This window comes from Paenibacillus sp. FSL K6-1122 (genome assembly GCF_037977015.1).
GTDB lineage: Bacteria > Bacillota > Bacilli > Paenibacillales > Paenibacillaceae > Paenibacillus > Paenibacillus amylolyticus.
Genome location: NZ_CP150272.1, coordinates 2,160,971 through 2,174,433, shown reverse-complemented (window position 1 = coordinate 2,174,433; position 13,463 = coordinate 2,160,971). Strand labels below are relative to the sequence as shown.

The 13,463-nt window shown below is 45.2% G+C and carries 14 protein-coding genes; 5 read left to right on the top strand and 9 right to left on the bottom strand.

The window, feature by feature from the left end; all coding sequences use genetic code 11:
- Positions 1–14: 14 nt before the first annotated feature.
- The 3 genes from NSQ20_RS09790 to NSQ20_RS09780 all read right to left on the bottom strand — a co-directional run bounded on the left by NSQ20_RS09790 (position 15) and on the right by NSQ20_RS09780 (position 2,721).
- The gene (locus tag NSQ20_RS09790) at positions 15–884 is read right to left on the bottom strand and encodes a carbohydrate ABC transporter permease (protein WP_340033013.1); all 870 of its coding nucleotides are present in this window, start codon (positions 882–884) and stop codon (positions 15–17) included.
- 54 nt (positions 885–938) lie between these two features.
- On the bottom strand, positions 939–1,829 hold the full coding sequence (locus NSQ20_RS09785) for a sugar ABC transporter permease (protein WP_091014599.1): 891 nt from the start codon (positions 1,827–1,829) through the stop codon (positions 939–941).
- Positions 1,830–2,034: 205 nt separating this feature from the next.
- On the bottom strand, positions 2,035–2,721 hold the full coding sequence (locus NSQ20_RS09780; RefSeq protein WP_047844222.1) for an HAD hydrolase-like protein: 687 nt from the start codon (positions 2,719–2,721) through the stop codon (positions 2,035–2,037).
- A gap of 294 nt (positions 2,722–3,015) precedes the next feature.
- Between NSQ20_RS09780 and NSQ20_RS09775 the strand changes: the two genes are divergently transcribed.
- Entirely contained in the window at positions 3,016–4,734 is a 1,719-nt protein-coding gene (locus NSQ20_RS09775) for a methyl-accepting chemotaxis protein (protein WP_340032348.1), read from the top strand.
- A 178-nt stretch (positions 4,735–4,912) separates the two neighbouring features.
- Here NSQ20_RS09775 and NSQ20_RS09770 read toward each other — a convergent pair whose 3' ends face one another.
- Entirely contained in the window at positions 4,913–5,884 is a 972-nt protein-coding gene (locus NSQ20_RS09770) for a Gfo/Idh/MocA family oxidoreductase (protein ID WP_340032347.1), read from the bottom strand.
- Between the two features lie 411 nt (positions 5,885–6,295).
- Here NSQ20_RS09770 and NSQ20_RS09765 point away from each other — a divergent pair, with 411 nt between their 5' ends.
- From NSQ20_RS09765 to NSQ20_RS09750, 4 genes are all read left to right on the top strand, one after another.
- Complete coding sequence (locus tag NSQ20_RS09765) at positions 6,296–7,927, top strand: thiamine pyrophosphate-binding protein (protein ID WP_340032346.1); 1,632 nt, start codon at positions 6,296–6,298, stop codon at positions 7,925–7,927.
- Between the two features lie 12 nt (positions 7,928–7,939).
- Positions 7,940–8,308 (top strand): carboxymuconolactone decarboxylase family protein, encoded by a 369-nt coding sequence (locus NSQ20_RS09760; RefSeq protein WP_017689521.1) that lies wholly within the window; start codon positions 7,940–7,942, stop codon positions 8,306–8,308.
- A gap of 186 nt (positions 8,309–8,494) precedes the next feature.
- Positions 8,495–8,845, top strand: a complete 351-nt coding sequence (locus NSQ20_RS09755; RefSeq protein WP_036609902.1) for a hypothetical protein — start codon at positions 8,495–8,497, stop codon at positions 8,843–8,845.
- A 54-nt stretch (positions 8,846–8,899) separates the two neighbouring features.
- Entirely contained in the window at positions 8,900–9,892 is a 993-nt protein-coding gene (locus NSQ20_RS09750; protein ID WP_340032345.1) for a 3-oxoacyl-[acyl-carrier-protein] synthase III C-terminal domain-containing protein, read from the top strand.
- A gap of 263 nt (positions 9,893–10,155) precedes the next feature.
- On the opposite strand, the gene NSQ20_RS09745 is transcribed toward NSQ20_RS09750, so the two are convergent.
- The 5 genes from NSQ20_RS09745 to NSQ20_RS09725 all read right to left on the bottom strand — a co-directional run bounded on the left by NSQ20_RS09745 (position 10,156) and on the right by NSQ20_RS09725 (position 13,461).
- Entirely contained in the window at positions 10,156–10,464 is a 309-nt protein-coding gene (locus tag NSQ20_RS09745) for a hypothetical protein (RefSeq protein ID WP_076327012.1), read from the bottom strand.
- Between the two features lie 193 nt (positions 10,465–10,657).
- Positions 10,658–11,227, bottom strand: a complete 570-nt coding sequence (locus NSQ20_RS09740) for a manganese catalase family protein (RefSeq protein ID WP_036609908.1) — start codon at positions 11,225–11,227, stop codon at positions 10,658–10,660.
- A gap of 98 nt (positions 11,228–11,325) precedes the next feature.
- Positions 11,326–11,601 carry a spore coat protein CotJB gene (locus NSQ20_RS09735; protein ID WP_036609910.1) on the bottom strand — a complete coding sequence of 92 codons (276 nt, stop codon included), beginning with the start codon at positions 11,599–11,601 and terminating at the stop codon, positions 11,326–11,328.
- The gene (locus tag NSQ20_RS09730) at positions 11,591–11,830 is read right to left on the bottom strand and encodes a spore coat associated protein CotJA (RefSeq protein ID WP_036609912.1); all 240 of its coding nucleotides are present in this window, start codon (positions 11,828–11,830) and stop codon (positions 11,591–11,593) included. Before NSQ20_RS09730 ends, NSQ20_RS09735 begins: the two co-directional genes overlap by 11 nt.
- A gap of 278 nt (positions 11,831–12,108) precedes the next feature.
- Entirely contained in the window at positions 12,109–13,461 is a 1,353-nt protein-coding gene (locus NSQ20_RS09725) for a hemolysin family protein (RefSeq protein ID WP_036609914.1), read from the bottom strand.
- Positions 13,462–13,463 lie beyond the last annotated feature (2 nt).

The following is a 13,463-nucleotide window of genomic DNA, read 5'->3' as shown; positions in this document are numbered from 1 at the left end:
GATTGTGCTCACGCCTATCCTTTCACAGCTCCCAAGGTCACCTGCATGAATGATTTGTTGGCAAAAATATAAACGATGAGCAGTGGCAAAATGGACAGACAGGCTCCGGCCATCATCAGTTGGACCTCAGCCGCAGCTCCGATGCCATATCGCAGATTAGCCAGCCCAACCGGCAAAGTCTGCAAGTCCGGATTGCTCATGGTGAACACAAAAGGAAGAATATATTCATTCCATGAACTCTGGAATACACCCAGACCTGCAACGGCGAGTCCGGGCCGCAGGAGTGGAAGAATAATTCGCCAGTATGTGGTGAAGAAATTACAGCCATCAATCATCGCCGCTTCATCCAGTTCGCGCGGGATGCTCTTGAAGAAACCAATCAGAATAAAATATGTGGCAGCGTGTGCGCTGATCAGTATAATAATAACGCCCCACAACGTGGTATTCAGCCCCAGCTTGACCATGAGGTCAAATTGCGGACGCAGCACAACCGCGCCTATGGAAATAAACAGAGTAGATGCCATGAGCAGGGTGTACCCCTTTTTCCCTTTGAAATTCACTCGATCCACAGCGTAGGCTGACATCGAAGCTACCAGCAGTGTGCCAACTGTTGTACTGATGCTAACAAACACGCTGTTAATGGTAAAACCCGAAAAATTGGCGGTTTTCCAAGCCTGAGCATAGTTGGAGAACTGCCAAATCTTCGGCCAGATGGTAGCTCCTCCGGTCAATTCCTGGTTTGTTTTGAAGGAACCGAGCAATACAAGTATGATGGGGAACAACGACAGCAGAGCGATAGCGATCAAAAACAACCAAAGTACCGTTCGTTTGGTCCAGCGAATGAGTTGGGGAGACCCTGAGGGCGCAAGTACGTTATGAGTCATCATCGTTTCCTCCTGATTAATTTTATACGTGTTCAAAAAAGTCTGTTTTTCAGTTTAATAGACATCATTGAGCTTTTTGGATATGCGGAAGTAAATGAGCGTCACAGCCCCTACGATGAGAGCCGTTGTGAAACCGACTGCACTGCCATAACCGAGCTGCTGGAGTGATTGTGTGTCAGCCGACACGGGAAACAACAGTTTGAACAAATACAGATACATCACCTCTGTTTTGCCATACGGCCCCCCTTCGGTCAGCACCATAATACTCTCGTAACCTTTCAGCGCCGTGGTAATTGCCAGCATGATGATCATCTGCAAGACAGGACCCAGCAACGGAATCGTTACATTTCGCAGTTTCTGAAACTCACTCGCTCCATCCAGCGATGCCGCCTCATATAGCTCTTCAGGAATGCTCTGAAGACCCGCAATGAACAACAACATATAGTTGCCCACGGCCCCCCAGATGGCAATGATGATGGTTGTTAACATGGCATGTTCAGCCCCCAGCCAGCTAATGGATTCGGAGATCACATGATACTTGAGCAGCAATTGGTTCAATATTCCGTTATAGGAGTTGAAAATAATAAAGAATACAATCGCCATGACCGAAGCGCTAAAAATAGTGGGAAGATAATAGATCGCCCTAAAGAGGGATCGCCCTCTCCATTTGCGATTCAGAATAATCGCCAAAGTTAACGACAGTGGAATTGTAACGACAAGTTTGCCCAGGGCATACACACCCGTGTTGCCTACTGAATCCCAGAATTGCCCGTCACGCAAAATGCGTCCAAAATTATCAAGCCCGATGAAGACAGGCGTCCCGATGCCTTGATAATCATAGAACATGTAACGCAGCGCCCATAACAGCGGATAGATCCCGAATACAACAGTTAAAAAAAGACTTGGAAAGATGAACATATAGGCATGTATTTTGGATGGTTTCACCAGAATCGGACCCCCTATAGCTTTTGAATGAAGTATAGAGGGAATATGGAGGAAAGCGGGATAGGGAAATCAACTTTCTGCAGGGGAGAATGTGACTGCATGACCAAACAAAAAAACCTGTATTCAACGAATTTCCGTTGAGTCTACAGGTTCATATCATGCGGTTCGTAATCTTAAATCTCATTAAACGTATACAGCGTAGAGGCTACTCTGCTTCATCATACAGACGCAGCAGTTCTGTAAAATCAGAGATGAGCACATCTGAGCCTGCAAGCTCCTCATCACGACCAAACCCGGCATAGGCACAGCCGATGACCGCCTGACCGTTCATTTTACCAGCTTCCACATCAGAAGAGCGATCCCCTACCATCCATGCGTCCTGAATACGATGTTTCTCAAGCAGGATCTGCACCAGATTAATTTTGGAAGGAGTCTTGTACTGGCCTGCACTGTATACCCCTTCAAAGAAAGGCATAATCTCGTGTGCAAACGCCACACCCTTCACATAGTCCTCCAGCCCATTACTTGCGACAAAAAGACGCACTCCTTGTTGTTTTAATGCTTGCAGCGTTTCTTTCACCCCAGGATACAATTGAGAACTTCCTTGATCAAGCCCCTCAATCTCCAGTTGAAGCAACAGTTCGTCTGCACGGCGATGTGCCGCTTCCGATGCCTCAGGCATAACCACTTTCCATATATCTTCGAGCAACATGCCCAAACTTCCCAGCATCCGTTCCTCGGGTGGAGTTTCTCCTTCAAAATGCCCTTCGGCACGCAATGTATCAAATAGTTGCTGGTAAGCTGGCAACAACAGGGTCTCTGTCTGGAACAGCGTACCATCCATGTCAAAAATCATCGCTTCCGGTTTGAGCAATACCTTCTCTTTATTCATGTCCAATGTTCCTTTCGGATTGGGATATTGTATATGTAATTGGAATCGTTCCCTTCCCATGATAAACATAACGTTTGAGCGTGTAAACCAACGATTGTAAAACATCATCAACCCCAACCTTATACAGCATTAACCAAACGTTATATTGCAGTTAAACAAACTATATACAAAAGAAGTTCCTTTACGTATAATACTAAAAAATAGTTCTTTAGACACCTAATCTAAAGACCTACAATTATCACATTTCCGTTTTTTTCGACAACTACATATACCCCATAGAGAGGAATAACAAACATGAAAAAGCGAAAGACCTTTAAGATTTTTTATAAGATCGGATTAGGATATTTACTCGTACTGGCTGTACTGGCTGGTTGCATCCTGCTGATTCAGAACAGCACAAGTCAGCTCCAACGGGAACTGGATTTTCTGGTCGATCACGATATGAGGGTACACGCCCTCACTTATGAACTCGAAAGAAACATGGTAGATATGGAGACAGGTCAACGCGGTTACATCATCACCGGTCAGGACAATTATCTCGATCCCTACACCCAAGGAAAAGAGCAACTTATTACACTCAGAGATGAACTTGCTGCTTTAATTTCTGATAATCCGGCTCAACTTGCACTTTTGGAAGACATACATACTAATATGGAGAACTGGGTCCAGGTCGCTGGTGAACCTATGGTCGCCCTTCGCCAAGCCAATAATACACAGGCCATTCGGGATTTTTTTGCAGATGATCCAGGTAAAAGAGACATGGACCAGATTCGGACTGCTCTCGATACGTTTCGAACCAACGAGCATACGTTAACCGATAACCGTACAGAAGCACTGAAGCAAAAAAACACACTACTGAACCTGGAACTGTATGGGGCACTTATCGTTGTCGCCATTATCTCGTTCATCACTGCTTTGATCCTTTCCCGTGCCATTGTTAGAAATATTCGTACCGTAAAGCAGGCATTAAATGACATCGGTTCTTCCAATGGTGACCTGACACTGAGAATCGCTACGCCAATGAAAGACGAAACTCGTGAACTCGCGGAGGCAGCCAATACAATGCTCACTGGTTTGCAGCAAATGATGCTGGACGTTCAGAGCAATGCCATGATTCTGAGCACAGCTTCGGATCGATTGGATAAAGGGGTTGCCGATAGCCATCTTGCAGGAAAAGAAGTTGCCACAGCCATGGAACGTGTCGCTGAAGGCGCTGATGAACAGGTTGCTCTTACGCAAACCATGGTAGCTGCGATGCAGCAATCCCTCAACGGACTTAATCGTGTCGCCTCCTCAGCAAGTGACGTGGCAGGCCGTGCAGTTCGTACCGAATCCATTGCTGTGGATGGGCAACAGCGCATTGATAATGCTGTAGGTAAAATGAGTTCCATTGAGCAATCCTTCCTCTCTGTACAGGAAGCCATTAATGAAATTTCGAAGATGTCTGATCAAGTGATCAACATTGCAGATTCAATGTCGGGTATTGCTAGACAAACCAATCTGCTTGCACTTAACGCCGGAATTGAAGCTGCCCGCGCTGGGGAAAATGGACGTGGCTTCGCTGTCGTTGCCGCGGAAATCCGTAATCTTGCAGACCAAAGTGCAACATCAGCCAAAGAGATTACAAGTATATTGGAAACCGTGGTAGCAGGTGTTCAAAGTACGGTGCAGGTGGTTGATGAGAGCACGCTACATGTGAATGAAGGGTTGCGGACCATTGAGGATGCAGGTAATGCTTTTTCAACCATTACTCAGCATATTCATAACCTCAGTGGTGAAGTTCTGGAGGTATCTGCTGTTGTCGAGGAGTTAACTTCCGGTAGTGAGGCTGTGATGAGGTCCATCAATGAAGTATCGGCTGTTGTGGAAGATACTGCATCAGCCACAGAAGAAGTATCTGCGATGACGGAGGAACAACTTGCTTCTCTGCAGGAAATGTCTGACACGTCCAAGCAGTTGAATGAAATGTCCGATGCACTTGATCAGCTGGTTAAACGCTTCAAACTCGCATAATCCGACTCAACCTACTGATCGAGTATCTAAATAGCTGTATCATGAGCATATATCAAAAGAAAAAGCATCGCAGACAGACTCACCCGAGCCTCTGCGATGCTTCTTTGTGTTAAGGAGAACTGAATCAGGAAAAGGTGCACCGGGCACCTCATATGAAAAAACCTAAGCACTCCTTTTCTTATCTCGATTGTTCTGTGTTCCGTAGCGCTTCCAGTACCAATTGTGCCTGATACCCATCGTTAAAATCATATATCTTAGCTGGTTTGCCCTGTATACGGGCAATGACATGTTTAAGCACCGGCAATTCACTGGCGGATTCAAGCACTTCTACTGGAGACAGTGGCTGCCCCACCAAACCCGTCTTCAATTCTTCCCAATTTTCCAGAGCAATTGTGCCTTCTGCACCGTACACCACCATGGATACACGTTCTTCCCCCGCAAATTGAGAGATGCCGTTCAGCTGAATTCGGGTTCCGTCTTCCAGTTCCATTGCAGCCTGTACTTCTAGTTCACAGTCACCATTCTCAGGATATTGAACCTGAGTGCTAACAACCCGGATGGCACCAAACACCTTTTGAATCATATGAATCCAGTGAATCCCCACTTCAAGAATAAATCCACCCTGTTCCCGGCTCGTAATCCATGCATTCTGTTGCCAAGATCGTGGCCACTGCGGGAATTGCAAAATGAGATCTATTTTGCGAATGGCCCCCACAGTACCCTGCTCAATCATCTCTTGCAACTTCAGCACGGAAGGTTCATGCGGCATAGAGAAGTGGATGGCATGAACTACGCCCGCCTGCTCTGCTGCATCCAGCATCTTTTTGGCTTCTTCTACACTATTGGCAAGCGGTTTCTCGCAGAATACATGAATTTTGCGCTCCAGCGCTTCCATGACAACCGGATAATGAAATTTCGGCGGAACTGCAATATACAGCAGATCAATCTGATGTTCATTCATCAATTGCTTGTAATCCGTATATGTCCTAACTCCCCGATGAGAAGCTGCAAAAGACGCCAAACCTTCCTCATTCGCATCACACACCGCTACAATCTCAATCTCCGTGTACATCTTGGTATTCTCGATTAGATGAACCATATGTAGTCCCATTTTACCCAGCCCAATCAGAGCCATCTTGATGACTGTCATTCCATCCCCTCCCAATTCCTTTCCAGTATAGCAGAAAGCAAAGAATTGCGAATGCGATGCGTTGATACGAAAAAAGATAAATCTCTAGCTTTGAAGTCGCTATTAGAGACTGAAATTCATCATTGTTAGTCATATTTTTACATTATTTGTAACTTCGTAAAGATTGGGTAATTCGTTGCAGGGATATATAACCAATTATTTTTACTTTATCCAGCAATACTTAAAGCGTTACCAACTTAAGAATCAGGAATTTAGACTCACAAAAACAGGTTGACAAAAAACCACAAAAAAAGATACTCTTCCTAATAACAATGAATATTTCCTATTACAACCTTAGACAGTAACTTGCATTCAATAAATGGAATATGCGTATGGTTCTAATAACCTATTTCATGAAGCGAGGTGTCCAGCATGAGAACAGTTGCGGACTATTTGGCAGAAACTCTGCGTAATCTAGGCGTTACTCATGTCTTTGGTATTATTGGTAAATCCATCTGTCCTGCTGTACTGAAAATGGTGGATTACGGATTAGAGTTCATTCCAGGCCGTCATGAATCCAGCTCAGGTTTTGCCGCATCCGGTTATGCATTACAGACAGGTAAACTCGGCGTTGCCTTTGCCACATCCGGTCCAGGCGGAACCAATCTGCTTACCGCAGCAGCTCATGCAAAGGCCAACAATCTGCCTGTACTGTTTATTACGGGTCATCAATCCATTCAGGAACTGGGGCTCCCCCAGTGTCAGGATTCTTCTTCCTATCTGGCTGATCTTGCCGAGATGTTCAGGCCTGCTACGCTATTCAGCAAACTGGTTGAGCGTGGAGATCACTTCGGCACACTGCTGAACCATGCCCTTTCCATTGCACTCGGCCCTAATAAAGGCCCTGTTCACCTCTGTATTCCTTTTGACGTACAGACCGAGTTGTTATCCCAATGCCGGATTGTCATTCCCGAACCGGAATCTCTGCTTAGCGTATCTAACCTGAATCGCATTTTTCCTCTCATTCAACAATCCAACCGCCCTTTAATTATTGCTGGTAAAGGTGTAAGTCGCGCCAGAGCCCATGATGAATTGCTTCAATTGGCCGAATCGTTCAACATTCCCGTCATTACTACTCCTGGTGGAAAAGGAGCGATTGCGTGGGACCATCCCCTGTACCATGGACCTTGTGGTGTTGGAGGTTTCCCTCATGCAGACGACATGTTGAACCAAAGTGACCTTTATATCGTACTCGGTTCACGTCTAAGTGACATGACCCTCTGCAATCTGAAGCCTGAACATCACCCGGCACACCTCATTCAATTTGACGCTGATCCTACATTTGTAGGCAAGATTCTGAGCGCTCAAACCTTACATATCACCGGTGATTTGAAGGACAACCTGCAATATTGGCTGGGCACATTAGAAGACCTCCCTACTCCTGTGAGAACCACGGCACCCATGGATTACACTGTCCCTTTACCAGATATCCCCCAACTGTCTCTGGCTTCTGTGCTAGATGGAATGAGCGATCTGCTTCCGTACGATCATAAGCTGTTTGTTGATGATGGCAGCCATGGATTTCATGCAGTTCAGCGATATAAAGTCAAGAAACCAGGCAGCTTTGTGTTTGACGCTTACTTTGCCTGCATGGGGAACGCCATTGGTATGGCGATAGGTGCAAAGGCCGCTTCACCTGAAGAGACCGTTGTATGTATCACCGGGGATGGATGTTTCATGATGCTGGGGACGGAGATCAATACCGCGGTATGCAACAATCTGAACGTCATTTTCATTGTCGTTAACAACAAACAACTGGACATGGCACTCAAAGGAATGGAAAAAACAACAGGCAGAATTGATGGCACATTATATGAAGTTCCTATGGATGCTGCCAAATTTGCCGAATCTCTCGGTGCGGTTGCGTTTCGAGCAGAAACCCTTGCTGAATTCTCATCTGCGCTGAACACAGCCCAGACGTTGAATCAGGTAACTGTTATTGAGCTTCTGACCGATCGAGATGAAATTCCACCCACAGCTCACCGCACCGTAACTTTGAATTAGGAGGAGCATATCATGAGTGAACATGTAGCTCAGGGACTAGACCGTTTCGCCAAACTTTCTGGGGAGTACGGTGCAAGAGCGCTCGCCCCCATCAAAGAACATTTTCCCGAATTGTCGGAATTTATTATGGGGACGGCATACGGGGATATTTTTCAGCGCACCACGATTACGGATCAATGGAAGGAAGTTGCTATCATCTCTTCGTTGATCACCCAAGGACAGTATGAACAATTGGGCGTACATTACACGATGGCTCTAAGCGTGGGAGTGACGGTGGATCAGCTCAAGGGAATATTGCTACATCTGGCGCCATGTGTGGGTGCTCCACGCATTATAAGTGCATTTAATATTTTGCTTGCCACCTTGGATGAAATACAGTAATTCACTTTTCTACATTTTTATACACGATTCGACTTTTTTATTGATCTTTTTACATTCCTACCTTTATAATATGGTTAAATTATCCTTCGAACCAGCTCGCATCTTAGAAGCTTTCGGCAGAGGCCCAATGGGCTGTGTATCCACTAACAGGATAGCCTTAACTCATTTAAAGGAGAGAGATCAAACATGGGAAATTTCATTCTGAAGACTGACGTTCCAAACAAGGTGTTAAACATTGAACTGGAGGGTTCTTTCTCTCAAGAAGACGGTTTGCGTTCCATCTCGGCCTATCAGGATACGATCGCTTCTATTAACACCAAGGAGTATGACCTGAACATCGATTGCAAAAAGTTGAATGTTACTGCTCCGGAGATTGTTCCTCTTCTGGAAGGCTGCCTTCAATTGTTCAAAAAAGATGAATATAAAAAAGTCGTGTTGACCCTCGAGAACAACGCGATTCTAAAAATGCAATTGTCCCGGCTCGGCCGATCAGTCGGTCTGGACAATCTCGAAATCATATCTACCGTTACCACTTAATAAACCAGGCGGACAAGCTGTGAATTCACCCTTCCGCTCAAGAGGAGAATGAAGATGGCCGGAATTCGTATTGTAGATATCGATATCTATCATCCAGCAACCAAGGTGCACAATGATTTTTATATTGAACATTTTGATGCAAGAGGTGTAGATATTCGTGGATTGTTACAGGCACTTGGTCGTGATACACGTTATAAAATTGACAACGATGACGAAAATTCACTAAGCATGGCCTATGAGGCAGCCAGTAACCTACTGGAGAAAACCGGACTAACCGGTGCAGATATTGATCTGATTGCTTATGCAAGCCAAACGCCAGAATACATCTTTCCTACGAATTCCCTGATGATCCATCGCCTGATTAACGGAGCTTCTCACACGATCTGTATTGACAGCAACGCCAACTGCGCGGGTATGACTGCTGCTTTCGAACAAGTTAGCCGACAGATGCTGGGCAATCCTCGAATTCGCCGCGCATTAATCATCGGCTCGGATTACGTGGCTCCTCACGCCAGTCCCGATGATCCCGTGTACTTCGCCAATTTCGGTGATGCAGCAGCGGCGGTCATTGTAGAGCGGGATGAACATGCTGTCGGTTTCATTGATTCAATCTATCAGACGGATACCTGTGTGTATGGTAATTCTCTTTTTCCTGCAGAAGGCTTGGCGAAGCTGGGCAATACGGGTGTAGATGCGGGTGCCTTTCATGTGAATTTCATCCCATTTGATGATTCCATCTGTGTGGATGCTGCTTCCGAGTCCATTCGTACGTTGCTGACTCGCAACGAGATTAGACCAGACGAGATCAAAGCCGCCTGCTTCTCCCAGCTATCCATTAGTAACATTCGGGCTGTATCCGAGAACGTCGGCATTGGTGATGATATTGCCGTCTATATCGGAAATGAGTTCGGATACACCTCAACCAGCAGTCCATTCATCGCATTACATCGAGCGGTTACAACCGGTCAGATTCAGCGTGGTGACAAAGTTCTGTTCTGGACCGTTGGAGCCGGGTGGCAAAATGTTGCCATGGTAGTTGAATATTAGGTATACACTTCAAAATCCAATAAAACCATCCCAGTAGTATACCGGGGATGGTTTTATTTTTTCCTTTTTCTCCCCTATCATTGGAGATTAAACATCTATAATTGTGAAAAGCACCACTTACATATTATTACACAATAAATATGATTTAAAAGTGAAAAGTAGCAGTCCAAATTATTTTATCTTGGAACTGCTACTTTCAATTTTATTATAAATTCGTTGTTATAAGAATTTAAATACTAGAAGGTTTAATCTACCATTTCTGATTATCTGTAAACGGTCCCTTCGTATCTTGCAGCAACAATTCCATCCACAGTATGATAACTAACCAACACCAAGGTTCCTACATAGCCATCTGGCGTAATATAGTCCGTAAGATATTTCGGTACTCCAAAACCTACAGGGTAATAATGCACTACAGAAAAAAATTTACTTTCAAGCATAGGAGATACTACGTCTGATACATTTGTACTGGTATTCGGTTGAACTTTTGCCGCAGACACGCCTCCACTTGAAATGGAAGTGGTCAGAATAAAGGAACATGCAGTCAACATAAGAACTTTACTAAGTCTCAAAATGATCATCTCCTAAATAGAATTTTTAACTACAATTTCATTGTATAGTATGCGAGTACATTTAACAACAATATTTGTAAATTATATAATTATATGTAATTTTATTTTAAAATGAATTATTTAGTAATACTATCTTTTCATACAAAAAAGCAGCCCTACTGGACTGCTGAACTTCTGCCTCGATATCAAATATTCAGAAAATTTTCTTCGTATCCCGATCGTCTTTCAGAATCTCCACGGCTTCGCGGAATCTTAGAGAATGCACAATCTCCCGTTCCCGCAGAAACTTCAGACTATCCTGCAGATCCACGTCATCGGTCAGGTCGATCAACCATTGATATGTAGCCCGGGCTTTCTCTTCTGCTGCAATGTCCTCGTACAGATCCGCAATTGGATCACCCTTTGCAGCAATGTAGGCAGCTGTAAAGGGTACACCGGAGGAATTGGTATAAAACAAGGCAGAATCGCGTTGAGCATAGTTCGGCCCAAGTCCCGCTTCTTCCAATTGATTCACCGACGCGTCCTTGGTCAACTTGTAGATCATGGTGGCAATCATCTCCAGATGAGAAAATTCCTCTGTAGCAATATCCGTCAGCAGACCGATAATCTTGTCTGGAATCGTATAACGCTGATTCAGATATCGAAGGGCAGCGGCCAACTCCCCATCGGCACCGCCATATTGTTCCATCAGCAATTTCGCCATACGAGGATCACATTTACTAACCCTTACGGGATATTGCAGTTTTTTCTCATACACCCACATGTAAGACGCCTCCCTCTACGTTATTAAAATACAGCCCTTCTTCTAACCCTCGGGCTTCCTGTCCCTAAAGTCCTGCAAGGAAGCCTGAGGCTGATGTGTCACACTTGCCATGGCCAGGGTGTCTGAGACCATTCCCAAGGATACTTGGAGAAAGCATGCCCAAAGTTCATCAACGGTCCGTACAACTGCTGAAATTCATGGGCTACCCTCATTCGCTCCTGGCTGAACTTGTTGTACTGCTCAATGCTTTGGAAGTCTCCCGGATGGGTGTCCAGGTACAGATTCAGTTCCACCAACACGAAATCCAGCGCCTGAAGTTCTTCAAGCAATTCGTAGTATTTAGCGTCACAGGGTTTCGGCACTTCAGGTTCCATCCACTTCCACCTTCCTTCCCTTTGATCTAGCTGGTGTATAAGGGCTGTATAATGCAGGCCATAAGGTTCCCAATCTCAACGCTTCCGCCGGGCTGTACTGCGGCCAGCCCATGGGCTGAAATGGAATAAATAACTGCGGAGGTACCAGATACGTCCGAATCGCTACCGGCGGACAAGGATCAAACGGCCCCACAAAAGGGGCGTAAGCACGAAGCTGCGGATCTTTCACAAAACAACGCCTCCTTATTACATCGTTGGTGCATATTGAATAACACTGAGTTCTTTCCCGCTTCCCGTCTCTATATCCATATGACGCTGTCCCCGAAGTTAATCCGAAATTCGTTTCAACTATGTGCAGAATTTCTCCAAATTCTTCTTTAAAATAAAAAAAGACCTTCGGTTCGTTCCCCTTTCAGGTAACGTCCAAAGGTCTTACATCCTGGCAGATCTTCGTAATCTGCATCATTTTATACTTTTGCTCGTCTTATCTTACTCCTGCAACGAGTTCTATTCTGCTGGTTTTTCTTCCGAATTCATGTCTTGAGGGACAGATTGCTTGTACACTCGAACACGGGTAATTCGCAAACGAGTCGATTCTTCCACTTCAAAAACGTACCCATTCAGCTCCTGCGTTTTCCCCTTGGATGGATTGCCCCCAAGCTCTTTAAACAACCATCCGCCGATGGTATCCACTTCTTCATCCTCAATGATGGCTCCAGTCCACTTATGAACTTCTTCAATAAGCGAACGACCATCAATGGAGAATGAATCTCCACTGCGTTCCATATGCGGACGCTCATCCTCAAACTCGTCATACAAGTCTCCAACAATCTCTTCCAGAATTTCTTCCGCAGTCAGTAGTCCCGCTGTGCCACCATATTCATCCACAACCAGCGTCATCTGTGAATGTTTCTTCTGCATGAGACGCAGCACATGGCTGATTTCCATCGATTCAGGAACGTTTAAGATTGGACGGACAAGTGAAGCCAGATCATGTTGTTGCTCCGGTTTAGCCAGCAACAGATCGGTGATGTGTATAAATCCAATGATCTCATCCTTGTCTTCTACTGCTACGGGATAACGGGAATGTTTGGTTGCATTAATGATCTCCAGGTTCTCTTCCAAAGACATATGTGTGTACAGACAATCCATGTCTGTGCGTGGCAGCATCACTTCACGTGCCAACATATCGGAGAAATCAAAGATGTTGTCCATCAGTTTGATCTCATCTTTATCGATGACACCACTTTTGGCACTCTGCTTCATCAGAATACGAAGTTCATCTTCCGAGTGAGCTTCGCCTTCACTGGCAGGTTCGATACCCGCCAGACGCAGCAATGCATTGGCCGATACATTCAGTACCCAGATGAACGGGAAGAAGATTTTGTAGAACAACAGCAAGGGCGCAGATAAAAATAATGCCACTCCGTCTGTTTTTTGAATTGCCAACGATTTAGGTGCAAGCTCACCCAGCACAATATGCAGAAACGTAATGATACAAAAACCGATAATGACCGACACGGTCGAAATAAGCCCTGTATCTCCTACACCAAGTTTAAACATGAGTGGCTCAACGAGCAATTCGGAGATGGCCGGTTCTCCCAGCCACCCGAGTCCAAGCGATGTCAGCGTAATCCCGAACTGAGTTGCCGATAGATAGGAATCCAGTTTACTATTCACCTTCAGTGCATAACCCGCCATACGATTTCCTTCACTCTGCAATTGAGTTAAGCGTGTCTGCCTTACTTTCACAAGCGAAAATTCCGCTGCGACAAATACGCCATTCAAAAATACGAGCAAAAAGACACAGACCAGATTAAATACCAGCTGCCCAAGATGAAATTCGGTATGAATATCCAAGT

What these genes read in the sequence shown, in the direction of transcription:
- NSQ20_RS09775 (WP_340032348.1), top strand. Translation starts at nt 3,016, where the DNA reads ATGAAAAAGCGAAAGACCTTTAAGATTTTTTATAAGATCGGATTAGGA.
- NSQ20_RS09790 (WP_340033013.1), bottom strand. Translation starts at nt 884, where the DNA reads ATGACTCATAACGTACTTGCGCCCTCAGGGTCTCCCCAACTCATTCGC.
- NSQ20_RS09765 (WP_340032346.1), top strand. Translation starts at nt 6,296, where the DNA reads ATGAGAACAGTTGCGGACTATTTGGCAGAAACTCTGCGTAATCTAGGC.
- NSQ20_RS09755 (WP_036609902.1), top strand. Translation starts at nt 8,495, where the DNA reads ATGGGAAATTTCATTCTGAAGACTGACGTTCCAAACAAGGTGTTAAAC.
- NSQ20_RS09750 (WP_340032345.1), top strand. Translation starts at nt 8,900, where the DNA reads ATGGCCGGAATTCGTATTGTAGATATCGATATCTATCATCCAGCAACC.
- NSQ20_RS09770 (WP_340032347.1), bottom strand. Translation starts at nt 5,884, where the DNA reads ATGACAGTCATCAAGATGGCTCTGATTGGGCTGGGTAAAATGGGACTA.
- NSQ20_RS09740 (WP_036609908.1), bottom strand. Translation starts at nt 11,227, where the DNA reads ATGTGGGTGTATGAGAAAAAACTGCAATATCCCGTAAGGGTTAGTAAA.
- NSQ20_RS09780 (WP_047844222.1), bottom strand. Translation starts at nt 2,721, where the DNA reads ATGAATAAAGAGAAGGTATTGCTCAAACCGGAAGCGATGATTTTTGAC.
- NSQ20_RS09735 (WP_036609910.1), bottom strand. Translation starts at nt 11,601, where the DNA reads ATGGAACCTGAAGTGCCGAAACCCTGTGACGCTAAATACTACGAATTG.
- NSQ20_RS09760 (WP_017689521.1), top strand. Translation starts at nt 7,940, where the DNA reads ATGAGTGAACATGTAGCTCAGGGACTAGACCGTTTCGCCAAACTTTCT.